This is a genomic window from Rhodoblastus sp., assembly GCF_019449565.1.
Taxonomy (GTDB): Bacteria; Pseudomonadota; Alphaproteobacteria; order Rhizobiales; family Beijerinckiaceae; genus Rhodoblastus.
In genome coordinates this window covers 41,380-66,157 of sequence record NZ_JAGRPM010000006.1, presented here as the reverse complement: position 1 = coordinate 66,157, position 24,778 = coordinate 41,380, and the positions used below count along the sequence as shown (strand labels likewise).

The 24,778-nt window shown below is 63.3% G+C and carries 26 protein-coding genes, 1 tRNA gene and 1 pseudogene; 18 read left to right on the top strand and 10 right to left on the bottom strand.

Annotated features, from left to right (window positions below):
• Positions 1-8: 8 nt before the first annotated feature.
• Positions 9-911, bottom strand: a complete 903-nt coding sequence (locus QZ409_RS00735; protein ID WP_296706132.1) for a polysaccharide deacetylase family protein — start codon at positions 909-911, stop codon at positions 9-11.
• Positions 912-1,180: 269 nt separating this feature from the next.
• Between QZ409_RS00735 and QZ409_RS00730 the strand changes: the two genes are divergently transcribed.
• Complete coding sequence (locus QZ409_RS00730; protein WP_296706131.1) at positions 1,181-1,984, top strand: GH25 family lysozyme; 804 nt, start codon at positions 1,181-1,183, stop codon at positions 1,982-1,984.
• Between the two features lie 2 nt (positions 1,985-1,986).
• On the opposite strand, the gene QZ409_RS00725 is transcribed toward QZ409_RS00730, so the two are convergent.
• Both QZ409_RS00725 and QZ409_RS00720 read right to left on the bottom strand, forming a co-directional pair.
• The gene (locus QZ409_RS00725; RefSeq protein WP_296706130.1) at positions 1,987-2,775 is read right to left on the bottom strand and encodes a YdcF family protein; all 789 of its coding nucleotides are present in this window, start codon (positions 2,773-2,775) and stop codon (positions 1,987-1,989) included.
• 30 nt (positions 2,776-2,805) lie between these two features.
• Positions 2,806-3,078, bottom strand: coding sequence for a DUF3253 domain-containing protein (locus QZ409_RS00720; RefSeq protein ID WP_296706129.1), 273 nt, complete (start codon positions 3,076-3,078; stop codon positions 2,806-2,808).
• A 93-nt stretch (positions 3,079-3,171) separates the two neighbouring features.
• On the opposite strand from QZ409_RS00720, the gene QZ409_RS00715 reads away from it, so the two are divergent.
• From QZ409_RS00715 to QZ409_RS00700, 4 genes are all read left to right on the top strand, one after another.
• Positions 3,172-3,591 (top strand): rhodanese-like domain-containing protein, encoded by a 420-nt coding sequence (locus QZ409_RS00715; protein WP_296706128.1) that lies wholly within the window; start codon positions 3,172-3,174, stop codon positions 3,589-3,591.
• A 14-nt stretch (positions 3,592-3,605) separates the two neighbouring features.
• A complete protein-coding gene (locus QZ409_RS00710) occupies positions 3,606-4,259 on the top strand; it encodes a glutathione S-transferase (protein WP_296706127.1) in 654 nt (217 codons plus the stop codon).
• Between the two features lie 4 nt (positions 4,260-4,263).
• Positions 4,264-5,160 (top strand): ion channel, encoded by an 897-nt coding sequence (locus QZ409_RS00705; protein ID WP_296706126.1) that lies wholly within the window; start codon positions 4,264-4,266, stop codon positions 5,158-5,160.
• A gap of 184 nt (positions 5,161-5,344) precedes the next feature.
• Entirely contained in the window at positions 5,345-5,758 is a 414-nt protein-coding gene (locus tag QZ409_RS00700) for a globin family protein (protein ID WP_296706125.1), read from the top strand.
• Between the two features lie 50 nt (positions 5,759-5,808).
• Here QZ409_RS00700 and QZ409_RS00695 read toward each other — a convergent pair whose 3' ends face one another.
• On the bottom strand, positions 5,809-6,231 hold the full coding sequence (locus QZ409_RS00695) for a DUF1489 domain-containing protein (RefSeq protein WP_296706124.1): 423 nt from the start codon (positions 6,229-6,231) through the stop codon (positions 5,809-5,811).
• A gap of 142 nt (positions 6,232-6,373) precedes the next feature.
• Between QZ409_RS00695 and QZ409_RS00690 the strand changes: the two genes are divergently transcribed.
• Positions 6,374-7,078: a VWA domain-containing protein gene (locus QZ409_RS00690; protein ID WP_296706123.1), complete on the top strand. Its 705-nt coding sequence runs from the start codon at positions 6,374-6,376 to the stop codon at positions 7,076-7,078.
• Positions 7,079-7,131: 53 nt separating this feature from the next.
• Positions 7,132-7,851, top strand: a complete 720-nt coding sequence (locus QZ409_RS00685) for a DnaJ domain-containing protein (protein ID WP_296706122.1) — start codon at positions 7,132-7,134, stop codon at positions 7,849-7,851.
• A gap of 59 nt (positions 7,852-7,910) precedes the next feature.
• Here QZ409_RS00685 and QZ409_RS00680 read toward each other — a convergent pair whose 3' ends face one another.
• The gene (locus QZ409_RS00680) at positions 7,911-9,704 is read right to left on the bottom strand and encodes a serine hydrolase (protein WP_296706121.1); all 1,794 of its coding nucleotides are present in this window, start codon (positions 9,702-9,704) and stop codon (positions 7,911-7,913) included.
• Between the two features lie 269 nt (positions 9,705-9,973).
• Between QZ409_RS00680 and QZ409_RS00675 the strand changes: the two genes are divergently transcribed.
• The 4 genes from QZ409_RS00675 to QZ409_RS00660 all read left to right on the top strand — a co-directional run bounded on the left by QZ409_RS00675 (position 9,974) and on the right by QZ409_RS00660 (position 15,305).
• A complete protein-coding gene (locus tag QZ409_RS00675) occupies positions 9,974-10,312 on the top strand; it encodes a phasin family protein (protein ID WP_296706120.1) in 339 nt (112 codons plus the stop codon).
• Positions 10,313-11,051: 739 nt separating this feature from the next.
• Positions 11,052-11,396, top strand: coding sequence for an ATP-dependent Clp protease adapter ClpS (clpS, locus tag QZ409_RS00670; RefSeq protein WP_296706199.1), 345 nt, complete (start codon positions 11,052-11,054; stop codon positions 11,394-11,396).
• A gap of 10 nt (positions 11,397-11,406) precedes the next feature.
• Complete coding sequence (clpA, locus tag QZ409_RS00665) at positions 11,407-13,833, top strand: ATP-dependent Clp protease ATP-binding subunit ClpA (RefSeq protein ID WP_296706119.1); 2,427 nt, start codon at positions 11,407-11,409, stop codon at positions 13,831-13,833.
• Positions 13,834-14,066: 233 nt separating this feature from the next.
• On the top strand, positions 14,067-15,305 hold the full coding sequence (locus QZ409_RS00660; RefSeq protein ID WP_296706118.1) for a hypothetical protein: 1,239 nt from the start codon (positions 14,067-14,069) through the stop codon (positions 15,303-15,305).
• Positions 15,306-15,312: 7 nt separating this feature from the next.
• Here the strand turns inward: QZ409_RS00660 and QZ409_RS00655 are convergent, their stop codons facing one another.
• Positions 15,313-16,446, bottom strand: coding sequence for an NAD(P)/FAD-dependent oxidoreductase (locus QZ409_RS00655; RefSeq protein ID WP_296706117.1), 1,134 nt, complete (start codon positions 16,444-16,446; stop codon positions 15,313-15,315).
• Positions 16,447-16,463: 17 nt separating this feature from the next.
• On the bottom strand, positions 16,464-17,147 hold the full coding sequence (locus tag QZ409_RS00650; RefSeq protein ID WP_296706116.1) for an ion channel: 684 nt from the start codon (positions 17,145-17,147) through the stop codon (positions 16,464-16,466).
• Positions 17,148-17,364: 217 nt separating this feature from the next.
• On the opposite strand from QZ409_RS00650, the gene QZ409_RS00645 reads away from it, so the two are divergent.
• Positions 17,365-17,748, top strand: coding sequence for a hypothetical protein (locus tag QZ409_RS00645; protein ID WP_296706115.1), 384 nt, complete (start codon positions 17,365-17,367; stop codon positions 17,746-17,748).
• A 103-nt stretch (positions 17,749-17,851) separates the two neighbouring features.
• Here the strand turns inward: QZ409_RS00645 and QZ409_RS00640 are convergent, their stop codons facing one another.
• A complete protein-coding gene (locus QZ409_RS00640; protein ID WP_296706114.1) occupies positions 17,852-18,046 on the bottom strand; it encodes a hypothetical protein in 195 nt (64 codons plus the stop codon).
• A gap of 163 nt (positions 18,047-18,209) precedes the next feature.
• On the opposite strand from QZ409_RS00640, the gene QZ409_RS00635 reads away from it, so the two are divergent.
• The 3 genes and pseudogenes from QZ409_RS00635 to QZ409_RS00625 form a co-directional block, all read left to right on the top strand.
• The gene (locus QZ409_RS00635; protein ID WP_296706113.1) at positions 18,210-19,391 is read left to right on the top strand and encodes a fatty acid desaturase; all 1,182 of its coding nucleotides are present in this window, start codon (positions 18,210-18,212) and stop codon (positions 19,389-19,391) included.
• A 109-nt stretch (positions 19,392-19,500) separates the two neighbouring features.
• Complete coding sequence (locus QZ409_RS00630; protein ID WP_296706112.1) at positions 19,501-19,866, top strand: hypothetical protein; 366 nt, start codon at positions 19,501-19,503, stop codon at positions 19,864-19,866.
• Positions 19,867-20,617: 751 nt separating this feature from the next.
• Positions 20,618-20,871: pseudogene (locus tag QZ409_RS00625) on the top strand (SOS response-associated peptidase); the annotation flags it as partial.
• 104 nt (positions 20,872-20,975) lie between these two features.
• On the opposite strand, the gene QZ409_RS00620 reads toward QZ409_RS00625, so the two are convergent.
• Positions 20,976-21,051 (bottom strand) — tRNA-Lys (locus QZ409_RS00620).
• Between the two features lie 207 nt (positions 21,052-21,258).
• Here QZ409_RS00620 and hflK point away from each other — a divergent pair.
• The 3 genes from hflK to QZ409_RS00605 are packed head-to-tail and all read left to right on the top strand — an operon-like array spanning position 21,259 to position 24,166.
• Entirely contained in the window at positions 21,259-22,281 is a 1,023-nt protein-coding gene (gene hflK / locus QZ409_RS00615; RefSeq protein WP_296706111.1) for an FtsH protease activity modulator HflK, read from the top strand.
• Positions 22,278-23,168, top strand: a complete 891-nt coding sequence (locus QZ409_RS00610; protein ID WP_296706110.1) for a protease modulator HflC — start codon at positions 22,278-22,280, stop codon at positions 23,166-23,168. Before hflK ends, QZ409_RS00610 begins: the two co-directional genes overlap by 4 nt.
• A 26-nt stretch (positions 23,169-23,194) precedes the next feature.
• On the top strand, positions 23,195-24,166 hold the full coding sequence (locus QZ409_RS00605) for a YjbE family putative metal transport protein (protein WP_296706109.1): 972 nt from the start codon (positions 23,195-23,197) through the stop codon (positions 24,164-24,166).
• A 12-nt stretch (positions 24,167-24,178) separates the two neighbouring features.
• On the opposite strand, the gene QZ409_RS00600 is transcribed toward QZ409_RS00605, so the two are convergent.
• Positions 24,179-24,544 (bottom strand): hypothetical protein, encoded by a 366-nt coding sequence (locus tag QZ409_RS00600; RefSeq protein ID WP_296706108.1) that lies wholly within the window; start codon positions 24,542-24,544, stop codon positions 24,179-24,181.
• Positions 24,545-24,778: the final 234 nt, after the last annotated feature.

Sequence of the window (24,778 nt, the reverse complement as noted above, 5' to 3'; positions counted from 1 at the left end):
TCCCCAGATCAGATTTTCGGCGGCGCGGAGTCCTTCTGCTCCTGAATAGGCGCGTCGGCTTTGGGCGCATTGTCTTGGAGCGCGTCGCCCATGGGCGCCGGCGCCGTCCTGGCGCGCTTTGTCGCGCCGCTCACGCTCATTTTCTGCAAGGTCGCATCGGTTTCCGAGGTCCAGCCCGCCGGAGCCTGTTTGAGCGCGGGCGGCGAAGCGCCGGGAACGATATGGACGAGATGAAAACCCTCAGCCTTCAGCGCCGCCAGCAGGGCCGGAATCATGTCCGCCGTCTGCTTGTGGGTGTCGTGCAGCAGGACGATGCCGCCCCCGGCGCGGCGCAGCCGCCCCATCAGCAGTTCCAGCTCCTCCTGCGGCGTCATCACATTCCAGTCCGAGGCCCAGAGATCGGCGCCGAACACCGGCATGCCTTTCCTGTCGAGCGCCTCCAGCAAGGCCGGCGAATCGGCGAAGCCGGGAAAGCGGAAGAATTTCGAATCCTTGCCGCCCGCCGCCTTGTCCACCGACGCGACGCCATCGTCGATATTGGCCATCGCCTTGGCGAAGGGCAGGCTGCGGAGCATGGGATGGGAGTTGGAATGGTGGCCCACCGTGTGGCCCTCGGCGATCTCGCGTTGCACGACGCGCGGCATTCCGGCGGCGTTGCGGCCGATGAGGAAGAAACTCGCCTTGGCGCATTGGGCGGCCAAAGCGTCGAGCACGCGGGACGTGGTCGCGGCCGGGCCGTCGTCGAAAGTCAGGACGACTTCATGGTCCTTGAGGTCGAGGGTCTGCGGATAGGTCTTGAACCCGACATGCGGCGACCCGCCGATGGCTATGGTCCGGGAGACGCCAAGAGCCTCCGGCCCGCAGCTTGGGGTTTGCGCCGCGCCCGCGGTTTCCGCTCCTGCAACGGTCAAGAACGCCCAAAAGCCGAACGCGATTAATGCTTTATTAGCCGTCATGCGTAGAATTCCTGAACGCGCGTTTACGCTTTAGCGGACGCGCCGGCCTTTCTGGCGCCCCCGACCCGGCGCTGGCAAGGGGCGAAACGCCCGGAATTGAAGCCTTTGCGGCTGTTAGACTTCAGCTGCGCTTGCCAAAGGCGCAAATTTCGCTTCAATGCAGGCGGTGACGAGGCGTGATGCAGATTAAGGACTCATTACCCAGTGAGAGGTAATTTGCCCGCATGAGTGATTTTTATATGAAAATCATGGCGCGAATCGCGCTTCCCGGTTTCCTCCTCGCGCTTGCGGCTTGCGGCGCGGGACCGACCGTTTTGCCGGAAAAGCCGCTCGTTGGCGCGCGTCCCGGCACCTATAAAGAGACCGAGGCGACCCAGCTCGCCCGCGCTTTCACCATCCATGGCGTGGATGTGTCGAAATATCAGGGCAATGTCGATTGGATGGCGGTCCAGGAGGGCGGCGTCAAATTCGCCTATATCAAGGCGACCGAGGGCGGCGACCGTATCGATCCGAAATTTATCCAGAACTGGCAGGGCGCCAAGGCCGCGGGCCTGCCGCGCGGCGCCTATCATTTCGTATATTGGTGCCGGCCGTGGAGTGAGAACATGGCCTGGTTCGAGAAGAACGTGCCGCCGGAGCCGGACGCTTTGCCGCCGGTGCTCGACGTCGAGGCGACGCCGGATTCCCCGACCTGCCCGAAACGGCTCGAACGCGATCCGACCCTGCGCGAAATCAAGGCCATGCTGGTCGAGATGGAGCGTTTTTACGGCAAGAAGCCGGTCATCTACACCACGGTCGATTTCTATGCCGCGATCATCGACGGCGCGCTGCATGAATATCCGATCTGGATCCGCTCGACCAAGCATCGCCCCTCGGTGAAATATGGCGATCGCGCCTGGCATTTCTGGCAGTACCAGTCCGACGCCTATGTCAATGGCATCCCGACCAAGGTGGACCGCAACGCCTTCTTCGGCGACGAAAAGGACTGGAAGGGCTGGCTGAAGGTCAATGGCTACGCCAGCAACTGATCTTACGGCGCGGGCAGGAGTGAATCCGTCTTGCCCGTGAGCCGATAGACCAGCAATCCAACCCATTCCCGCGCCGCCGTTTCGAAATTGCGGATGGCGAGCGTTCCGTCCGAGGGCGGGCGGAAATCAGTGGAATCGCCATAGGTCCGGTAATCGACGGGGAAGGCGGTCGGCTCCATCCCCAGCGCGCGGAAAATGCCCATGGCGCGCGGCATGTGATAGGCCGAGGTGATCAGCAGCCAGTCCTCGCCTTTGCGCGGCTTGACGAGCGCCTTGGTGTAGACGGCGTTCTCGAACGTGTTGCGCGAGCGGTCCTCGAAGACCATCTGGCTGTCGGGCACGCCGAGTTCGCGCCATAATTGGCGCGCGACGTCGGCTTCCTTCGCCGAATCGTCGACCAGCGCGCCCGAGCCTCCCGAAAAGACCAGCTTCGCCTGAGGGTAGAGCCGCGCCAGCGCCGCTGCGGCGGTCATGCGCTCTGCGGCTTCATTGGTGGCCACCTGGCCGCGCGCGGCGGCTATGCGCTCGTCCAGCGCCCCGCCCAGCACGATGATTCCCTTGGGCGGCGGCATCGCCTCTGCGCGGCGCGGGAATCGGTCCTCCAGCGGGCGCAGCAGCATTGCGCTGACGGGCGAAAAGGCCATCAGCGCGAGGCCTGCGGTCGCCGCGAGCGCCAACGTGCGGCCGTAGCGCCAGCGCGGGGCAAGCAGCAGCCCGACGATCAGGCAGATGAGCAGGAAGTGCAGCGGCGAGGCGAACAGCCAGACGATTTTCGAGACGTTGAAAAACATTTCGGCGCTTCCTCTTCCCCGCTCCGGACGTCAGTCGCCGCGCGGCAGGCCGATGCGATAGACGCCGCGAAAATCATTGGGGTCCGCCGGTTTGCCTTTGCGATAGACCACCAGCCTTCCCGCGCGGGCGAGCGCCACGGCGCGAGCGCGCACTTGCGTCAAATGGCTGCGCCAGGCGAGATCGTCCTCCTCGCGCTGGCGGGCGTAATGTTTCGCCGCCTCCGAGGGGTCGATCGATTTGCCGGGGCCGACGGCGGCGCAAAGCGCGATGATGGTCTGGGCGAGGGGGTCGTCTTCGAGCATTCCCGCTTGTCGGCAAAAGCCGGGGCCGGGTCAAGAGATGGAAGTTGACGCGGCGGCGGCCCTACGGTCCAATCCGGCCAGAAGGAATCCCCCATGCCGTCGAACATCTCTTATGGAATCCAGCAAATGCTGGCCGAGGCCAACGCCGCGATCAAGACCTTGAGCGTAGCTGAGGCGCAGGAACTGCTCGGGCGCGACGATGTGCTGTTCGTCGATCTGCGCGACCCGCGTGAACTGGAGAGGGAAGGGCGAATCGCCGGCGCCTTCCATTGCCCGCGCGGCATGCTGGAATTCTGGATCGACCCGGCCAGCCCCTATGCCAAGCCGCAATTCCAGCAAGACAAGACCTTTGTCTTTTTCTGCGCCGGAGGCCTTCGCTCCGCTCTGGCGACCCATCTGGCGCAGCGCATGGGACTCGCGCCGGTCGCCCATGTCGAGGGCGGATTCGGCGCCTGGAAAAAGGCCGGCGCGCCGCACGAGGCGCCGCTTGCGCCGCCTGCCAAAAAGCCCTGAGTCCGGAGTTTTTCATGTCCTTGACATTGTTCATCGGCAACAAGGCCTATTCGTCCTGGTCGCTGCGGCCCTGGCTGCTCATGCGCGCTCTGGATATTCCCTTCACGGAAGTGGTCACGCCGCTTTATGTCGACGGCTCGCGCGAAAAAATGCTGCGCGAGGGGCCGACCGGGAAGGTGCCGCTGCTGCGCGACGACGATTTCGCCGTGTGGGATTCGCTCGCCATCGTCGAATATCTCGCGGAAAAATTCCCCGACCGGAATGTCTGGCCCAAGGCGGCTCAGGCTCGCGCCCGGGCGCGCTCGCTCTGTGCGGAAATGCATGCCGGCTTTCAGGGACTGCGCCAAGCCTGCCCGACCAATTTCCGCCGCGCCCGTCGCGCCGCGCCCTTGCCGCTGGAAGAAGCGGCGCAGGCGGATCTCGCCCGCATTCAGGCCATTTTCACGGAAACGCCCGCGCAATATGGCGGTCCCTTCCTGTTCGGCGCATTTTCCGCCGCCGACGCCTTTTTTGCGCCGGTCGCCAGCCGCCTCGACACTTACGCCCTGTCGCTGGAAGCGCCCGCCCGCGCCTATTGCGACGCGATCCTGTCCCATCCCGCTTTCGCGCACTGGCGCGAAGGCGCGAAGGCCGAAAGCTGGGTGATCGAGAAATGGGAAAATCTCTGAGCCGATGATCCGCCGTCGCCATCGCCACAACGCCGACCGCGCCCAGATCGTCCGCATCGGCGACCGCGAATTCCTGACTCGCGGTCTCGACCAATCCTTCTGGACCGATGCGTTCCACAACAGCATGAGCGTGTCCTGGCCGGTGTTTTTCGGCGGCTTCGGACTTTATTTCCTGGTGATGAACATCATCTTCGCCACTCTGTTCTGGCTGGGCGGCGATTGTGTCGCCAATGCGCGGCCGGGCTCTTTAGTCGATCTGTTTTTCTTTTCGATCGAGACTCTGGCGACTGTCGGCTATGGCGACATGCATCCGCGGAACGCTTACGGCCATTCGATCGCAACGCTGGAAATCTTCACTGGCATGTCGACTCTGGCCGTGTTCACCGGCCTGATTTTCGCGCGCTTCTCCCGGCCGCGCGCGCGGGTCATTTTCGCCGACGTGATGACCATGGCGCCGCATGACGGCCAGAACATGCTGATGGCGCGTTTCGTCAACGCCCGCCGCAGTTCCGTGAATGCGGCGCGCGGCGAGGTCTGGCTGATCTATAACGACGACACGGCCGAGGGCGTCGGCTACCGCAGGTTCAAACAGCTGCAATTGGTGCAGGCGCGCAATCCGATCTTCGCCTTTTCCTGGACGCTTTTTCATCCGATCGACGAGAAAGGCCCCCTGTTTGGCCTCGGCCCCGAGCAACTGGAGGCGATGGACGCCTTTTTCGTCGTGATCTTCGACGGTCTGGACGATGTCTCCGGCCAGACCATCAATGTGCGCAAGGGCTATTCCTGGCGCGACATTCGGTTTGGCGAGGTCTTCGCCGATATTCTGAACGCGCGCGAGAATGGCGTGCCGCAGATCGACTACCGGCAGCTCAGCATCACCGAGCCGCTGGACGAGAGCTGACGGACGCACAAAAAAGCATCGTACTGATCAAGACTCTGGCGAGGCGATGTCCTTGCTCGGGCGCCGTTTCGGCAGCCGCAAGGCGCTACGGGCGAAAATTCACGGCATAGTCCTTGCCTTGAATGGGCGTCCGCGCCGCCGCCATGGATCGGCTCGCGGCGTCCAATAATCCGGGGAGCCTTGCATGACGCCGCAACAAGTCAAACTGATCCAACAGAGTTTCGCCAAGGTCGCGCCGATCGCCGACACGGCGGCCGGCCTGTTTTACGGGCGGCTGTTCGAAATCGCGCCCGAGGTCCGGCCCATGTTCAAGGGCGATATCGGCGAACAGGGGCGCAAGCTCATGGCGACCCTCGCGCTCGCAGTGAACAGTCTGGAAAAATTCGACCAGCTCCAGCCCGCGCTGACGTCGCTTGCGCAGCGACATGTGGGCTATGGGGTGCGCGACGAGCATTATGCGCCCGTTGGCGCAGCGCTGATCTGGACTCTTGAGCAGGGGCTGGGCGAATCCTTTACCGACGAGACGCGGGAGGCCTGGCTGACCGCCTATACGGCCATAGCCGAAACGATGAAGGCTGGCGCCGCCAACGCGGCCTGACAGCGGCTAAGCGCTTTTCAAGCGAAGCGAATACGCGTTAAAACAAAAAGCTAGAGCAACCCCAGATCCGACAGCTCCCGCCGCAGCGCCTCCGGCATTTCGTCCAGGCCGGCGGCGACGGAGTCGAGATCGGGCGGGGCGTCGGCGGGCGTCAGGTAACGCCAGCCCTGGAAGGCGCGATGGGGCTGCGGGCGCAGGGCGACCACTTCGTCGTCGAGTTGCAACGCGCAGCGCTTCCCCCCGGCAGAATCGACGAAGGGCTGTACGCCGATCAGTCGCTGCCGCGCGGAAATCTGGCCCTTGATGACCCAATAGAGTGAGCCGCCGTCGAGCAATTCGACGGCGCGCTTTGGGATCATGCGCGTGACATGTGCGTGGACTTCAGGCGCGTGCTTGCGCCGCATCCGGGTAAAGGCGCGCAGCTCCGCGATTGAGTCCACGCCGACGCAGAGCTTCAGCAGATGCAGGGTCATGCGCGAAACTTAGCGCGCCGCTGGAGAAGCGCCAAGCATCCTCAACAGGCGTCAGGCATTCTTGAAGGGCTAAGCATCCCGACGGCGCCGCCTTGCGTTTCGCCGCGCCTTCGCCATCTTATCGGGAGCAGGGGAGAAAATCGTGGGCGACGGGGACAAGACTCCGGTCATTCCGGCGAACAAGGCCGAGGTCGAGGCGTTTGCCGACGCCATGCGCAAGGCGCCTATGCGTCCGCAGCCCGGGCGCGGACGCCTCGTCTTTGCGCTCGACGCGACCATGAGCCGTCAGCCGACCTGGGATGTCGCGCAACAGGTCCAGGGACAGATGTTCGCCGCCGCGTCCTCCTGCGGCGGGCTGGACATCCAGCTCGTCTATTTTCGTGGCTTCAACGATTGCCGGGCCTCCGCGTTCCTGCGGGACGGCGCCGGGCTCGCCGCCGCCATGGCGAAAATTTCGGTCATGAGCGGCGCGACCCAAATTGGCCGCGTGCTGCGCCACATTCGCTCCGAACAGGCCGAGGCGCCCATCGGGGCCTTCGTCTATATTGGCGACAGCATGGAGGAAAAGGCCGATGAACTGGGCCGCCTCGCCGGGGAGCTTGGCCTGCTCGGCGTGAAGGGCTTCATCTTCCACGAGGGCGGCGACCGCAAGGCGACGGCCTGTTTCAAGGATATCGCCCGGCTCACCGGGGGCGCCTACGCCACCTTCGATTCCAGTTCCGCCGGCCGACTCGCTAACCTGCTGCGCGCGGCGGCGGCCTATGCCGCGGGCGGCTTCACGGCGCTGAGCGACCGTGCGCGCAAGGGCGATTCCGAAGCGCGCCAGCTGCTGTCCCAGATGCGCTGATCCCTGTTGGCGCGCAGCTGCGATGCAGATCTCGCCAAGATTTTGGAGACAAGATGCCTTTCCTGCTGTTTGGAATTCTGACCTTGATCCTCGGCGTCTATTTCCTGCGCCAACTGGGCCGGGCCTCGCCCGCGCGGGTCGCGGAAAGCCTGCGCATGGGCGGCGGGATGCTCGCGGCGGCGGCGGCCTTGCTGGTTCTGTTGCGGGGCAGGGTTCCGCTCGCGCTCGGCTTCGGCGGGCTGTCGCTTTATCTCTTCACGGGCGAAAGCTTTTCCTGGAGCAAGTTCGCGCAAATGGCCGCGCGCCGCGCGCAAGCGAAAAAGACGTCTCGGGTCCGCACGGCTTTTCTCGAAATGACGCTCGATCTTGCCAGCGGCGATGTCGAGGGAACGGTGCTGGCCGGGGCGTTCACAGGCGCGCGGCTCAGCGCCTTGACCCGTGAGGAACTGGACGGGTTGCGCGAGGAATGCGCGGCGCGCGACCCGGATTCGGTCCTGTTACTTGATAATTATCTCGACCGCCGCTTTCCCGGATGGCGCGCGGCAGGCCAGGGTGACGCGCACGCGGCAGGGAGCCAGGCGCGGCGTGGCGGCGAAATGACCGAGGAGGAAGCCTATCAGACGCTGGGTCTTCGATCGGGCGCGAGCGCGGAGGAGATCGTTCGGGCGCACCGGCGCCTCATGAAGGAACGACATCCCGACCACGGGGGGACGACGGATGATGCGGCCAGACTGAATCAGGCCAAGGACAGGCTCATGCGTCGTCAAGGCTGATACGCTCCCAACTCGTAATTACGCGGACGAACTCGAAGGAACGGAGCGGCTCGAGCCGCTCAGTTCCGGGTGGTGAAACAGCTGAAGCCAGAGACCTTCAGAGCCTTGCAGGCGGCTTCGGCCTTGGACTCTTCAAGTCCGGCGAAACGCGCGCGGTAGATCGTGCCGCCGCCCTTGCTCACTTTTTCCGTAAAAGGCTTGGCCGAGGCGAGCAGCGAACCGCGCTGGGCCTTGGCCTTGGACAGCAGCGCCGCGGCCTTGTCGACGTCGTCGGTGGCGCCGATCTGGATCATCCAGCCCGGAACGGGCGGCTTGGTCGGCAGGGCCTGTTTCGAGGCGGAAGCGCTCTCGTCGGTTTTCGAGACAGCCTTGGTCTCCAGCTTCGCTTCCTGTTTGAGTTCGGGCCGCACCGGCGGCTTGATCTCAATGCGATTGTCGAGTTTGGCCTCGGACTTGGTTTCGGACTTGGTTTCGGACTTGGCCTCCGATTTGGCCTCGGCTTTTCCGTTCGGCTGGAAGCGAACCGCCGCGCGCAAGGCTTCGCGGCCAACCGGGCCGGCGATCCAGCGGCCAGCGGGCGTCACCGCGCCGGCGCTTTCATGGGCCTGCGCGGTGGTCGAGCCATCGGCCGCGCTGCCGTGGCGCGCGATGGTCGCGGTCGGCAGGCGGGTTTCCTCATTCTCGCGGGAGGGCTGCGCCGCCGAGACATAGGCCGGACGCGGGCGAGGATCGGGGCTGACGGCCGCGACGGACAGGCGCGCCGGCGCGTCGGGCGCGGCGCTTTCGCTCGGCGGGGCCAGCACGACGGGCTTGCGCTCCGGTTCGTTCCTGGGCTCAACCCTGGCCTGGCGGACGGGCTCTTCCCGCGCCGGCTCTTCCTGTTCGGCGACGCGGGTCGCGCCGCGCGCCGAGCCGCCTTCGTCGATATATTTCTCGATCAGGGCTTCCATGTAATTGTCGCGCGAGCGCGCGGACTTGCCGCCCATCACCACCGAAACGATGTAATGGCCGTCGCGCTTGACGGAGCTGAGCAGGTTGAAGCCCGAGGCGGCGGTATAGCCGGTCTTGATGCCGTCCATGCCCTCGACGCGATCCATCAGATGGTTGTGATTATGGATGCGCTGGCCGCGATAGGCGAATTCATGCATCGAGAAATAGCGGTAATAGCGCGGGAAACGCTCCTGGATCGAGCGGCCCAGAACGGCGAGGTCGGCCGCCGTGGTGATCTGTTCCGGGTTCGGCAGGCCGGAGGCGTTGCGGTAGAAGGTATGGTTCATGCCGAGCGCATAGGCCTTGCGGGTCATCTGTTCGGCGAAATCGCTCTCCGTACCGCCAACGGCCTCGGCCACCGCGACGGCGATGTCATTGGCGGATTTGGTGCAGATGGCCTTGATGGCGTCCTCGACCTTAATCGTCTGACCCGGGCGCAGACCGAGCTTCGAAGGCGACTGGGCGGCCGCGTGGCTGGAAATCTCGATCTCGTCGTTAAGGCTGAAACGCCCCTTTTCGAGCTGCTCGAACAGCAGGTAAAGCGTCATCACCTTGGTGACGGAGGCCGGGTGGCGCGGGGCGTTCTCATTCAGCCCATAGATCATTCTGCCGCTCGCGCCGTCCACGACGATTGCGGCGGTGGCGCCGACGGGCGCGATGGCGCCGTTGCGATTTTGGCGCACCGCGACCCGGGCGTGAACGCCCGAATGGCCGTGGTGGCGAACGACGTGCCCATGATGGGCATGGCGATGGTGATGGCGGGCCTCAGCCGGCGTCGCAAGCCCGGCTCCGAGCAAGGCGACAAGAATGCCGGAGAGGGCCACGTTGGCGGCGAAACGGCTGCAAACGCTACGCTTGAACATTCATCTGTCCCGCTAAACTGTTGGGTCGTCTTTCCGGCGCGACAATATGCACGCCGTGACAATAACATGACCAAAACCTATCGGAACGGGGTTACCCGTGCGTTAAAGCCGCGCAATTTGCCGAAATTTGGGTTGTCAAAAATATGTTGCACTGCACAAAAAGCGCTTGACTTATTGTGCGGTGCATATAAATTAACGTCATGAGCAGCGGGGAGTTCGCGCTCAGGGTTCTCAGGCCGCCCAGCGGCCCTTTACGACAGGTGTCGACAATGGCTATCAATTTCGATCAATATCAGACTTTCGGCAAGGACCAGTTCGAGGCCATTCAGGCCGCCGCGACCGAAGTTTCCAAGCAGCTCCAGGCGATCGCCGCCGAGACCACCGATTATTCCAAGCGTTCGCTGGAAAGCGGCTCGGCTTTCGTTGAGAAGCTCCTCGGCGTGACCAAGTTCGACCAGGCCATCGCCCTGCAGCAGGAATTCGCCAAGGCCTCCTATGAAGGCTTCGTCGCCGAAGTTTCCAAGCTCGGCGAGCTCTATGTCGGCGTCGCCAAGGAAGCGTTCAAGCCGGTCGAAGGCGCGATCGCCAAGGTCAAGTCGGCCGCCTGAGTTTTCTGATCGGGACGCCGCGTCGCGTATCTGGCGCGGCTCCCATATGTTGCGTTGGTTGGTTGTTGGTCGTTCCGGTTCCGCGTTTTCAGGACCTGAACCATCCGCGAGTTTCGTAGCGTAAGCGTTTGTTTGAGTCGCAATGTGAAAGCCCGGCCCTGGTGGCCGGGCTTTTCTTTTGCGTTTTGTGGATCGGTTTCCCGCTGGCGCGCGTAATAAAGGCGGTAGCGTCTCAACCATGGGCGGCGCGCCGAAAATTTGGGCGAAATCGGACCTGTACGGAGGCAGACAAGCGACATGGCGGCTCGGGGCGCGCCAGGGCATTGGGGTCGCGCAAAGCCATTTTTCCAAACCGGCCACTTAATGAGGTCAAATTTTCCAAGTTGATTTCTGGGCTCCATTTTCCATGAGGCCCGCAATTAGGTTTCAGGCAAGAATTGAAGCGCAGGCTTGCGATTCGGCTAAAAATTTTTGGCTTGATCTGGCAGACTTGGCAGGCGGCGCATAAATTGCATGAAGGAGATGGGGTTCAGACGGTTCGGCGGGCGCTCGCAATGAAGACGAAATTTTCGTGCTGAATGGGAGTCATGGCGGGTTGGAACGGCGATTTCATCGGATCTTGAGGAAAGGACGGACGGTGTCCACGCGAGAGAGCAACCCCAAACGGATCGATGCAAGGCGCATGTCCCAGGCGCGCGACATTCCGGCAACGCGCCGGCTTCCCCTGGCGGGGGCGCGAATGGCGGGCAAGGGCGGACGCAAATCTGGCTCCGATGGCCAGGGAAGCGGAACGGGTACGGCGGTCATCGCGCGGACCAAAACGCAGACCCAACGTCCGTCCATGTATCGCGTTTTGCTGTTGAACGATGATTATACCCCGATGGACTTTGTCATCGGCGTATTGTGCTCATTTTTTCACAAGAATTTCGACGATGCCAACCGTATCATGTGGCAAGTTCATAATAATGGCGTCGGAGAATGTGGCGTATATACATATGAAGTCGCTGACACCAAGGTGACCCAGGTGATGGATCACGCCAGAAAGCATCAGCATCCGCTGCAATGCGTAATGGAAAAGAAGTGAGGTTGAATTTATGCCGTCATTCTCTCGCAACCTCGAACAGACCCTCCACCGCGCTCTTGCCGCCGCCTCCGAGCGCCGGCACGAATACGCCACGCTTGAACATCTTTTGTTGAGCCTGCTGGACGATGCCGAAGCCGCCGCTGTGATGCGGGCCTGCTCGGTCGATCTTGAGGTTTTGCGGAAGAATCTGACCGGCTATATCGAGAACGAGCTCGATAACCTCACCACCGAATTGCAGGAAGACCCCAAGCCCACATCCGGCTTCCAGCGGGTGATCCAGCGCGCCGTGATCCATGTGCAGTCCTCCGGCCGCGAGGAAGTCACCGGCGCCAATGTGCTGGTTGCGATCTTCGCGGAGCGCGAGAGCCACGCCGCCTATTTCCTGCAGGAGCAGGAAATGACCCGTTACGACGCAGTCAATTACATCAGCCACGGCATCGCCAAGCGCCCGGGCCACGCGGAAGGCGCCAAGGCCCCGCGCGGCGCCGAGGAGGATACGGAGCGCAGCGACTCCGGCCGTGAAGGCAAGGATCAGGAATCCAAGAAAAAGGAAACCGCGCTTGAGGCTTATTGCATCAACCTCAACAACAAGGCGAAGGACGGCCGGATCGATCCGCTGATCGGCCGCGAGGCCGAAGTGCTGCGCACGATCCAGGTCTTGTGCCGCCGGCACAAGAACAACCCGCTGCTCGTCGGCGATCCCGGCGTCGGCAAGACCGCCATCGCCGAGGGGCTCGCGCGGAAGATCGTCAAGGGTGAGACGCCGGAAGTGCTCAAGGGCGCGACCGTCTTCGCGCTCGACATGGGCGCGCTGCTCGCCGGCACGCGCTATCGCGGCGATTTCGAGGAGCGCCTCAAGCAGGTCATGAAGGAGATCGAGCAGCACAAGAAGGCGATCCTGTTCATCGACGAAATTCACACGGTGATCGGCGCGGGCGCGACCTCCGGCGGCTCCATGGACGCCTCCAACCTGCTGAAGCCGGCGCTCGCCCAGGGCGGTCTGCGCTGCATCGGCTCGACGACCTACAAAGAGTTCCGGCAATATTTCGAGAAGGACCGGGCGCTGGTCCGTCGCTTCCAGAAGATCGACGTCAATGAGCCGTCGATCCCGGACACGATCGAAATCCTCAAGGGCCTCAAGCCCTATTTCGAGGAGTTCCACAAGCTGCGCTACACCAATGACGCCATCAAGGCCGCGGTGGAGCTTTCGGCCCGCTACATCCATGACCGCAAGCTGCCCGACAAGGCGATCGACGTGATCGACGAGACGGGCGCCTCGCAGATGCTGATCACGGAATCGAAGCGCAAGCGGACGATTGGCGTCAAGGAGATCGAGGCCACGATCGCGACCATGGCGCGGATTCCGCCGAAAACCGTGTCGAAGGACGACGCCGCGGTGCTGCAGAATCTCGACGCCACGCTGAAGCGGGTGGTTTACGGGCAGGATGCCGCCATCTCGGCGCTTGTCGCCTCGATCAAGCTGGCGCGCGCCGGCCTGCGGGACGCCGAAAAGCCGATCGGCAGCTATCTGTTCTCCGGCCCCACCGGCGTCGGCAAGACGGAAGTCGCCAACCAGCTCGCCAATTCGCTCGGCGTCGAGCTCGTGCGCTTTGACATGTCCGAATATATGGAGCGGCACACCGTCAGCCGCCTGATCGGCGCGCCTCCCGGCTATGTCGGCTTCGAGCAGGGCGGGCTGCTGACCGATGCCGTCGACCAGCATCCGCATTGCGTGCTGCTGCTCGACGAAATCGAGAAGGCGCATCCGGACCTGTACAACATCCTGTTGCAGGTCATGGATCACGGCAAGCTGACCGACCATAACGGCAAGCAGATCAGCTTCCGGAACGTTATTCTGGTGATGACCACCAATGCCGGCGCGGCCGATATGGCCAGGGCGGCGTTCGGTTTCACCCAGAACAAGCGGACCGGCGACGATGTGGAGGCGATCAACCGCATGTTTGCGCCGGAATTCCGCAACCGTCTCGACGCCATCGTGCCCTTCGCCCATCTGCCGACCGAGGTCATCGCCAAGGTTGTCGACAAATTCGTCATGCAGCTTGAGGCGCAGCTCGCGGATCGCAATGTTTCGATCGAGCTGTCCGACGAGGCGCGGACTTGGCTCATCGAGCGCGGCTATGATCAGGCCATGGGCGCGCGGCCGATGGCGCGGGTTATCCAAACCCATATCAAGACGCCGCTGGCCGACGAAGTCCTGTTCGGCCGTCTCAAGAACGGCGGCACGGTTCGGGTCGTGACGGCTGGCTCGGGGGCGGATTCGAAGCTGGTCTTCGTTTTCCCCGATGGCCCGGTGCTGCCGCGTCCCGACAAGGAGATCGTCGAAGCGACGCGCAAGAAGGTTCGTCCGGAACCGGAAGTGCGCGCTCGCACCCGCAAGCCCAAGGCGGCGCCCGCGCCCGCCAGTTCGGAAGAATGAGGGTAGCTCATCGGGAGCAAACGGACGGCGGCCGCGAGGCCGCCGTTTCTTTTTGGCGCCTTGAGACTCCTCCGCGCGCCTTTGAATGGCGCTGGGTCACATTTTCGCGACGCGCTGAACCCTCGCCGTGGATCCTTGTTGTGCAATGGAGGCGACGAGAGAATGATCGGCCCCGCCGATCGCCTGCCGTGAGGCCGGGGCGATCGGCTAGTGGATGTAAAGGATTTGGCGTCATGGGGGATTCGCGGAAACGTGCGGCGGCCCTTGGGGCGGCGACGATCGGCGAAGTTCTCACCACTACGGGTTATGCGTCCGTCCTCGCGCAGTTGACGGCCGCCCAGCAAATGCAATTGCAGACTTATCTCGACGCTTTGGTGATCGACCCCCTTGTGCAGCAGGAGGCCAATGACGTCCTCCGCAAAGGGACGAAAATTTATGGCCAGCTCGTCTATACCGACCCCGAGGCGAAGCGACGCGCGGATAAGGTGATGCGGGCCTATGTCCCGCTTCACCAGCTCGACGATTGCGTTCGTCTGAATTTGGCGTTGCTGCTGGATTCGAAGGCGCTCGTTCCGACCTCGGACAACCCCGATGAAGCGGATTATCTCGCCAAGGTTCGCAAGACGCTCGAATATCATGGCGTATGGCTTCGCCTGTCGCCCAAAATGGTGAGGGACGCCGACGATCCTTCGCGCTGGGTCAAGGACCCGAGGCATTTCGAAGTCTGGCTTTCGCTTGGCCCCAGAGGCGACGCCATTCCGACCAAGACGGGACGGATCGATCGCGAGGCCTTGCTCTCGACCCAGGTCATCGGCGCCAATTATTACGAAAAGGTCGACCAGGGACCGGTTCAAAGCACCCTGGACCGAGAAGTTCGACGGCTTTCCTCCGAAATCGACGACGGAATGCAACTTCATATCGAGATCGCACGGATCCGGCGCGAGGCGACGATAGGCGTCGTCGAGGCGTCGGATTTTTTGGGCGGCGCCGATTTCCCGAGCATGGACATCTGGAACGGCCCGCAAAAGATTTTGGTGCGCGCGATGTACCTGATGAATGCCGGTCAGATCTGGGGGGCGCGCGCCCTTTTGATCGTCTCGGCGATCGCGGTCCGCGACGCGGCGAACCTGCTTCACAAATATATCGACAAGTCGACCTCGGGCGCCGAGCGATCCGTCAAGGTGCTGAAAGTGGCGCGAACGGCCGGAAAGGTCGCGGAGGTGGGGCTGGTCGTGACGGGTGTCGGCGCTCTCGCGCTGTCGGGAAGCGCGGGGGCCGGTACGGTTGCTGTGACGGAATCCTCGGTCGACGCTCTGGCGGAACGCGAAGTGGGGCGTTATCTGGCGCGCAATCCCGAATTGGCTGGCGAATTGAATCAGGTAAGGCTCGCGCCCGGTCCGCGGGGCACCATCCTCGGCAATGTGAAAGGCGGCCATAGCGCAGGCGCCGGCGAGGGGTTCACCCACTGGTGACGCCGGGTCATCCCACGTTTCTGTATTCGTGCGGCGACGCCATTTGCGCGATCAGCCGCGCCAGCGCCAGCGACGCGGTGAGGCCGGGCGATTCAATCCCGAAGCAATTGACGAGGCCACTGACGCCGTGGATGTCCGGCCCGTCGATGCGGAAGTCGGCGTTTTCAGCGCCGGGTCCGCTGATTTTCGGCCGGATTCCGCAATAAGAGCTTGCGATGTCCCGTTCGGCAACGCCTGGCCAAAAGGGCAGCACTGCGGCGCGAAAAACCTCTTCCTGGCCCGCGATTGGCGCATAATTGAGGTCTTCAACCCAATGGACGTCCGGTCCGAGTTTCATGCCGCCCACGAGATCGAGCGTCACATGCACGCCGAGGCCGCCTTCGACGGGCAGGGGATAAATCAAGCGGGAAAAGGGCGCGCGGCCTGAAACCGAATAATAATTGCCCTTGGCCAGAAAACGGGGCGGAATGAGCGCGGCGGGATAACCCTCAATATGTCGCGCGATGGCATGGGCGCCGTGGCCGGCGCAATTGGCCACGACCCGGCAGGCGACTGCGCCGCTCTCGCCGCCCGTCTCTCCGCCGCTCGTTCTCACCTCGAACTCTTCGCCACGCCGGGCGATGCTACTGACCCGCGTCCGGAAGATGATTTGCGCGCCCTTGGCCTCTGCCTCGCCCTGCAGCGCCAGCATCAGCGCAGCACTGTCGATAATTCCGGTCGACGGCGAGAGCAGGGCGGCGACGCATTCGATCTCCGGCTCCAGCGCGCGCGCAGCGGCGCGATCGAGCCAGACCAGATCGTCAACACCGTTTTTGCGCCCCTGCTCGCGCATGGCCGACAGCCGCGCGAGCTGTTTTTCCTCTGTCGCCAGGATCAACTTGCCGAGCCGCCGCGCCGGAACGCCGCGCTCCCGGCAAAAGTCGTAAAGCAGCTCGCGCCCGGTGACGCATAGCCGCGCTTTGAGGCTGGCTTCGGGATAATAGAGCCCGGCGTGGATGACCTCGGAATTGCGCGAGGATGTGTGGAGGCCAATGGCCTTTTCCGCCTCGATCACCAATACGTCGCGGCCGGGCTCAGCCAGCACGCCCGCGACGGCGAGCCCGATGACGCCAGCGCCTATGACGACCGCATCCACGTCCATCCGTTCGCCTCGCTCCGCTATTTCGCCTGTTCCGCATGCAGCGACACCAGCCGGGCGATCAGGATCGCGGGAAACAGCTGTCCGCAGATCGATTCGAGATTGCACAGGCTTCGCGCGATCGGATGGACGGGATACATGTCGCCATAGCCGACCGAGGTCAGAGTGGTGAAGCTGAAATAGATCGCGTCGGCGCCAAGGCGCGGGCTATCCGCGATGACGAGATTGACGAAGGCGCCGGGGAAGGCCTCGCCGACGAACAGGTAAAGCGCAACGAAGATCAGGGCGACCAGCATGTAGAGCATGATGGCGCCGATGATGCGATGAATCGTGACCGGGCCTTTGGCAAAGACGGCGCGCGCCACGACCAGAGCGAAAGTCAGCGAAAGCGTCAGCCACAGGCTCGCGATGAGATAGATATGCGGGTGCAGCGCGCCTTGTCGCTCGCGGAATAGTTGCAACGAGAAATGCATGACGAGGGCTATGCCGATGGGAATCAACACGATCCAGCGGGTGGAAAGCATGTAAACGCCGACAGCCATGACGGCGATGACGAGCACGCCCAGCGGCGTGAAATCGAAGCCGATCGTGGCCTGAAGCGGCACGAGCGCGAAGAGGAGCACCGCCAGAAAGATCGTCAGACCGGTGAGGATCTGATCGCTGTATCTTTCTCCAAACGCCAGTAGTCGCTCATTGCGGATCATGACTCGGTCCCGTTGCCCCAGCTTCGCTTTTACGGGGCCTTGGCCCGCGCGCCAAGCGGCTTCCGTTGCGCTGGGGATATCGCGCGGTTTGCTGGAATCTCCTGCGGTTGGGGAACTTTTTACCCTCGGGTCGATTGCCCAAAGGAGTCTTGTGACGGCGCAGCCGGCGCAGGCAAAAAGGGCGTCTTCGCTGGCGCCGAAAAATGGGGAGGGACTGATGAGGATTTTCCTGCGCATGGCCGCTTTTGGCGCATTTGCGGTTTTGGCTGGCGCGCCGGCTAACGCCGCGGATGCGACGAAACAAATCGCCACCGCCGCCGCTCATGCCGGAATGGCCGCGGGCGCGGACTCGACCAAGATGGTCCAGGCCCATCTTCAGCATGTGATCAATTGCCTTGAGGGACCCGCGGGCGCGGATTTCAACGCCGGGCCGGGCAATCCATGCAAGGATCTCGGCATGGGCGCCATCCCGGATTCCGCGCCGGATCAGCGCAAGAAGCTGGAAGGAGCGGCGGCGATGGCGAAGACAGCTCTTGCTGAAACCGACGCCGCCAAGGCGAAAGCGATGGCGTCCACGATCCAGACCAGTCTCAGCAAGTGATCTTTGGCGGCCCTGTGAGCGAGGCGTTGGTTCAGGACTTTGTTTCAACGCCTTGTTTTATTTTAAAATGCCAGTCCAGGCCGGGGCGGAGCCGCCGCGCGCGCTAGCGGCGAAAGATCGTAAACAGAGCCCCGCCGACCGCGCCCGCCACGAAGCCGAGCGGGCCGGTGATGAACAGGCCGAGCAGCGGCCCCTGGTTGGCGCCCGGCGTGAAGATCATCGGGCCGAAGAAACCCGCCGCGAATCCGGCCGCTCCGAGCCTGCATCCCCACCGCAACGCGAATCCCATGACGCTCAAGACGGAAACTCCCCTTCCGACGGGTGGCCCCGTCGGATGGATCAAATTAGAGAGCGAAATGTTAAGAACGGAACTTTCTGCATCGTCAAAAAACAATTAAAACCCTGCGGCAGAGTCCAAGGTCGAAACGCGCGCGGGACGATCGCAGGATAGTGACGGGGCAATGGCCGAGCAGATTCTGAAATTGCGCGACAAGATCGCATTATCCGATGTCGCCCAACTGCGTTTTACCGCGCAAAACCTTGTTTTTTTGGCCTCGGCGATCGGTTTGCTGGCCGGTGGGATCTGGACCTGGGCGCCGGTCGCCATTTTCATGATTCTCGCGACCTTGGTGGATGAATTGGGCGGCGAGGACCGGACCGACAATCCCCATCCGCCGGCGGCTTTGCAGAATGCGATGCTGCTGCTCAACGCGCCGCTGCTCTTCGTGAACGCGACCTTGTTCGCCTATTATTTCACTCTGGGAGATCCGCTGCATCTCGCGGCGGCGTTCGCGCCCCTTGGCGTCGATCTCGACGCCGCGCGGGCGGCGACGACGCGGCTTGACCTCATCCTCGCCATTCTCGCGCAGGGCTTTAACTGGGCGCTCGGCTTGATCGCGGCGCATGAGTTGCTGCACCGGACGGATTCGCCTTTCGATGTCGAGCTTTCGCGCTGGCTCAGCGGCCTCGGAGGCGATCCCTGGATGGCGCTCCATCATCCGGCCATCCATCACCGCTATCTGGGGCTTCCCAGCGATCCAGGCACGCCGCGGCGCGGCGGCTCAATCTATCGTTTTTACGTCAGCGTTTATATCGGCAATATCGCCGCCGGCGCCCGCTTCGAGCGCGAGCGGCTTAGCCGTCGCGGGTCGTCGTTCTGGACGTGGAACAACCGTTTCCTCACCGGCTGGCTGATCTGCGCCGCCCTGGCCGGTTATTTCTTTTTGATCGCGGGGCTGAAGGGCGTTGCCGTCTATGTCATCGGCGCGGCCCTCGGCAGGTTTTTCCTCGCCACCACGGATTATGTCCAGCATTACGGCCTGTTGCGGGTCGAGGGCGAGCCGCTCGACGCCCGGCTGTCATGGGACGTCTATCATTTCGGCACCAATGCGGTGCTTTACTGTGTCGGCCGCCATTCGGACCATCACATCTATCCGCGCCGGGCCTGCGGCGACTTGCAAACGCGTGGCGACACGCTCGCCCACTGGCATGGCTACCTGACCATGATCGCGCTGTCTTTGGCGCCGCCGCTATTCCGCAAGGTGATGCAGCCCCGGCTCGATGAATGGGACAGGACTTTCGCGACCGAGGCCGATCTCGCCTATATGCGCGCGAACGGCATTCCCTGCGCCAGCCGCGTCTGAGCGGGGGGCGCTACTCGTCGTTCTCGGCGCTCAAATTCTCAAGCGGAATCGTCCGGCTGGTTGAGGCGCCGGCTTCGGCGTCGACATCCGTGAGCAGGCGGGCGATCATTTGCGCAATCTCCCGCGCTTCATCCTGGGAAAACCGGCGCGTCTGCGCGCGGCGCGAGGGCTCGTCATCGAATTGGATGAAAGAGACGGAGCGGCCCGTCGCGTCCTCGACCGAAAAGGAGTCGTCGGAACGTCGAATCTTGAGCGGGAGCGTAATGGGCAACCGCAGGGTAGCGGCTTCGCTATCGTCATGTCGAACCCATTTGCGGCCGAAAGTCAGCCTTCCGAATTTGTCACGATGCGTCAAAATGAAATCCTGCGTGCTAAAATGACTATTGCTGTGCTCGCTTCCCTTACCACGGATTGCTTGAGCGCGACGCCAGCGCCGTTCACATTTTCGGGAGGAGGGCGTCAGACTTTTGAATGACGGGAATCGGAACGCGTCCTTGGAACGGGGAGCGATGTCCGCGCGCTTACTGTCACCAAATTCGCCAATCGGTAATTCCCCGTCAACGTAGCGGGCAAACGCAGCAAAACACGAAAAAAGCGACCATCTCTGGTCGCTTCATCCGCTGCAAGCTTGGCCGATGATCTTGAAGATGAAGATGAGCGTGAACCAGAAAGCGAAATCTGGGGGCGGCAGCCGTAGGCGTCACTGCCGTAAACAAATGGCGCGCCTATCATAATTCCAATTTGAGCTTTCCCTTCGAGGATGCAAGCAAACCCGCAACGCCCGCCACGAATGCACTGGCGAGCGTTTATGTTTCGGTCCCCGGGCTAGCAGCAGGCGCCCTGAAGGATCCCAGCGACGCTAACCAATCCCTTGGACGATTATCCCCGTTCCATCGCAGCGTTCGCAAGTCCTGTCGGTCGGCTTGCCTGTCTCCTTATCGAGCTGCTTGCCGGTTCCCTGGCATTCGGGGCAGACGTCGTCCCCGGTGCCGGGTGTGCCCTGCTCCGGATCGTCGTCGGGGGTGTGATGTCGGAATGGGTTCTTGGACTGCATGGTCTCCGCCCCTTTTTGCGTCGAAAGAATAGCGGTCGATGAAATTCAGCGACGGCATTCATCAGCGACGCCCTCGACGGCAGCGTCGCACGGCCACAATAGCAAATTAGAGCCTACCCAACCATTCCGCACTTGATGCTATCCTCGCGACAAGCGGACGATCTGGACAAGTTGGACGTCGGTTTGGAAGTCCAAGGAGGGCGAGGTTACTTGCGACCTTTATGCGTTCCTGGCCACTGAGGCCCATGCGGACGTTGCGCGTCGATCTATCCGAAAGCGATGCCGGTAATCCTGACGAACGACGAGGAGTTCGACATTTGGCTTCGGGCGCCAACGGGCGTGGCCATGGCGCTACGGCGACCGTTTCCGGACACCAAGCTCAAGATTGTTGCGAGGGGAGCAAGGCAGGACGCCGTCGCCGGATAATTCTGGGCAAGGCATCGATCCGCCGATCGTTACCCTATGAGTTACCCGAAAAGAAAAGGCCGGAGCTAATCGCCTCCGGCCATTTCTTGTCCGTTATTTTTCGATGGTGGGCGCTGTAGGGCTCGAACCTACGACCCGCTGATTAAGAGTCAGCTGCTCTACCAACTGAGCTAAGCGCCCCATCGAAAAAAATGTCGGCGAAAACATTTCGTCATCGCCGAACGAGGCGGTGTTTAGCAAAGCGAACCTCGCCTGTCCAGTCGGACGGCGAGGATTTTGCGATTTTGTGACGCGGAGCATTTTTGTCGCTCTGCTCACGGCGCCGTGATAAGAGCGCTGAGCCGCCGGGGGCGGAACGGAAACGGGCGGGGCAGGGCCGAAATCGCCATGGATGAGACGCCAGATCAGCTGCGGGAAGCTCACCACGGCGGCGTGCGCGAAAAGTTTCTCGCCTTTTTCGATCTGCCCCGGCTGGACCGGCGCGGTTGGGCGCTGCTCGCCGGCCTCATCTTTCTGGTCTGGCTTTCGACCGGCCTGTACAAGGTCCAGCCGGACGAACAGGGCGTCGTGCTGCGTTTCGGCGCCTGGGTCGAGACGGCGCCGCCCGGCCTGCATTTTCATCTGCCCTGGCCGATTGAAACCGCGCTGTTTCCGAAAATCACGCAGATTCGCCAGATGCAGCTCGGGCAGTCGGAAAACGCCGCGCTCGGCGGCGCGCGCGAAAAGCAGATGCTGACCGGCGACGAGAATATCGTCGAAGCGGACGCTTCGCTGCTATGGCAGGTCAAGGACGCCGGGCAATATCTGTTCAAGGTCTCGGATCCGGACACCGCTTTGCGCATCGCGGCCGAGAGCGCGCTGCGCGAAGTGGTCGGCCGCACGCCGATCCAGGCGGTGCTGTCAGACAAGCGCCGCGAGGTGGCCGACGAGACGCTGAGCCTACTGCAAAGCGTACTCGACCGCGAGGGCGCGGGCATCCGCGTCGTGCAGGTGCAATTGTCGCGCGTCGATCCGCCGAGCACGGTGATCGACGCCTTCAACGACGTTCAGCGCGCCCGCGCCGATCAGGAGCGCGCCCGCAACGAGGCTGAATCCTACGCCAATGACATTCTGCCTCGTGCGCGCGGCGAGGCCGAACGCATCAAGCAGGACGCCGAGGCCTATAAATCCCAGACCATCAACCTGGCCCAGGGCGAGGCGCAGAATTACACGGCGATCTACCAGAGCTATTCACAGGCGCGCGAAGTCACGGCCTGGCGGCTTTATCTCGAAAGCGTCGACGCCATGCTGCGGAAATCCTCGCGCGTGATCCTGGATTCGTCCGGCAAGGGGGCCGGGCCGCTCGCGCCTTATCTCCCGCTCAGCGAAATCAGGCCGGCGCCCGCGCCGGCGGCGGGAGGCGGCAAATGAGAAAGGGTCTCATCGTCCTGCTGGTCGTCGCCGTGGCGGCGCTGGTCGTCGCCCTGTCGAGCCTTTACACGGTGAGCGAGGGCGAGAACGCCCTTGTGGTGCGGCTTGGCGCGCCGGTCGGTGTGGTCGAGACGCCGGGCCTGAAGGTCAAGGCGCCCTTCATCGATTCGGTCATCGTCAACGACGCCCGCCTGCTGCTGCTGGAGACTCCGTCGGAACAGGTCATCCTGGGCGACCAGAAGCGCATCGTGGCGCAGGTCTACACGCGCTTCCGCATCGTCGATCCGCTGCGCTTTTATCAAAGCCTACATTCAGTCGCCGAGGCGCGGGCGCAGCTGGCGCAATCGGTCAGCACGGCCATGCGCCGCGAATTCGGCCAGATCAACTTGCCGACCCTGTTGTCGCCGCGCCGTCAGGAGGTGATCCAGGCAGTTCATGCGGAAGTCGGCGGCAAGTTCCGGCCGCTCGGCGTCGAGGTCACGGAGGTGCGCCTGCATCGCGCCGATCTGCCGCTGGAAACCAGCCAGGCGATCTATGACCGCATGAAGTCCGAGCGTCAGCGCGAGGCCAAGGAGTTGCGCGCGCAGGGCTTCGAATGGGCGCAGCTGATTCAGTCGCGCGCCGACCGCGACCGCACGGTCATTCTCTCGCAGGCCCAGCGCGCGGCGCAGATCGCGCGCGGCGAAGGCGAGGCTGAGGCCAGCCGGCTGCTGGCGGACGCGCAGAAGAGCGACCCCGCCTTCTTCACCTTCTATCGCTCGTTGCAATCCTATCGTCAGGCCCTGGCCGAGAGCGCGCCGGTGCTGCTGCTGACGCCGGATGCGGAATTCCTCAAGGCGTTGAAATTCGGCCCGCCGGACGCGCGCGGCCGGACCGACGCCAAATGACCCGCTCCTGAACCGGAAGATCTTTCATGGACGGAGCCGCCGCCGCTTCAACCCTCGGGGTTCTGCTGCAAATTCTGCTCCTGGACCTGCTGCTGTCCGGCGATAACGCGCTGCTGATCGCGCTCGCCTGCCGCCGCCTGCCTGAGAAGCAGGCGCGCCGCGCGGCCTGGATGGGGGCTGCCGGCGCGATCGTGCTGCGCCTGATCCTGACTTCGATGACCGGCGTGTTGATGGCGCTGCCGTTCCTGCAACTTCTGAGCGCGCTTCCGCTGCTGGTTATCGCGCTCAACCTGATGAACGGCGAAGATGACGGCGGCGCGGAGATCGACGACGCCGAGGATGAGGGACAGGCTTCGATGCTCGCCGCCGCGAGCGTCATCATCGTCTCCGACGCGGCGATGAGCCTCGACAATGTCATCGCGCTGGCGGCGGTCTCGGGGGGCAAGTTCTGGCTGCTGGCCTTCGGCCTTGCCGTCAGCATTCCGCTGATCGTCTTCGGCAGCTTCGGCTTTTCCAGCCTGTTGCGCGCCTATCCCCGTCTGGCGGATGTCGGCGCGGCGATGCTTGGCTGGGTCGCGGGCGGCATGATCGTCGGAGATCCCTTGTTCGCCGGCTGGGTCAAGGCGCAGGCCCCCGCCCTAGAACTGGCGCTGCCGCTGGCCTGCGGGCTGTTCGTCCTGCTGCAAGGACGTTTCGCCCGCGACGCCGCCGCGCGCGAGGCCATGGCGACGCCGAAGCGTCCGCCGCGGCCCCGCGCCGCGCCGCCAACGCCCGTCGCGGCGCCCTCCCTCGTCGAGATTCTCCCGCCGCCCGCTGCGCCGCTGCGCGAAATCCCGGTCCTGACGGAGCCGCGGATTGCGGAAGCCGTCGGCGAGGCCGTCGACGCACCGGAAGGGGAGAGCTTGGAGTCCGGCGACCGCTGGATGGTTTTCGGCCTGATCGCCCTCTTCGTGATCTTTGGCGTTTTCCTGACGGCTGTGGTGATGATCCCCGATTGAGGGATCAAAATCTTACAGGTCCGGGCCGGCGGCGGCGGCGACCTCGGGGGAGGGCAGGCTGCTGACGGAAAAGCCCATTTGCCGGTTGAACTGCAGCGCCGCCGTCTGCGCGTTCATCGCGTCGACGCGCTCGCTCGCGCCATGCGGACATTGAAACGTCAGCGCGCGGTTCTTTCTGGCGCGGAAATAGGCTTCGAAGCGATGCTCCAGCTGCGCGCTCTCGGCTGAACTGGCGAAAACCTCGGTGATCACGGCTTCATGGGCCGCCGGCGCGACACCGACGCAAAACCGCCATTCCTGCGCCAGCGCGTGAGCCGGCGCGCAGGTCAAGGCGAGGCCCAGAGCCGGGAAAATGAAAGCTTGCGGGAACAGTGTCATAGAGCGGGCCGCGCGGATCGGCGAAGGGGAGTTTCCGCAATCATTTCGAAGGATGGTAAACAAGTGCTTAACCGGGGCCGGAGGCGGCTTTTGGGCGCGCTGGCCGCGCAGGAGGCGGCAGAACCGATCGGTTCGGCCATTTTTCCGGCCCGGGCGGGCGTTTGCGCGCATTGCGCGTCCCAGGTTTGCGCCATCCGCCCGGTTTTGCCGTCGCGATCCCGCCCCGCAATCTGC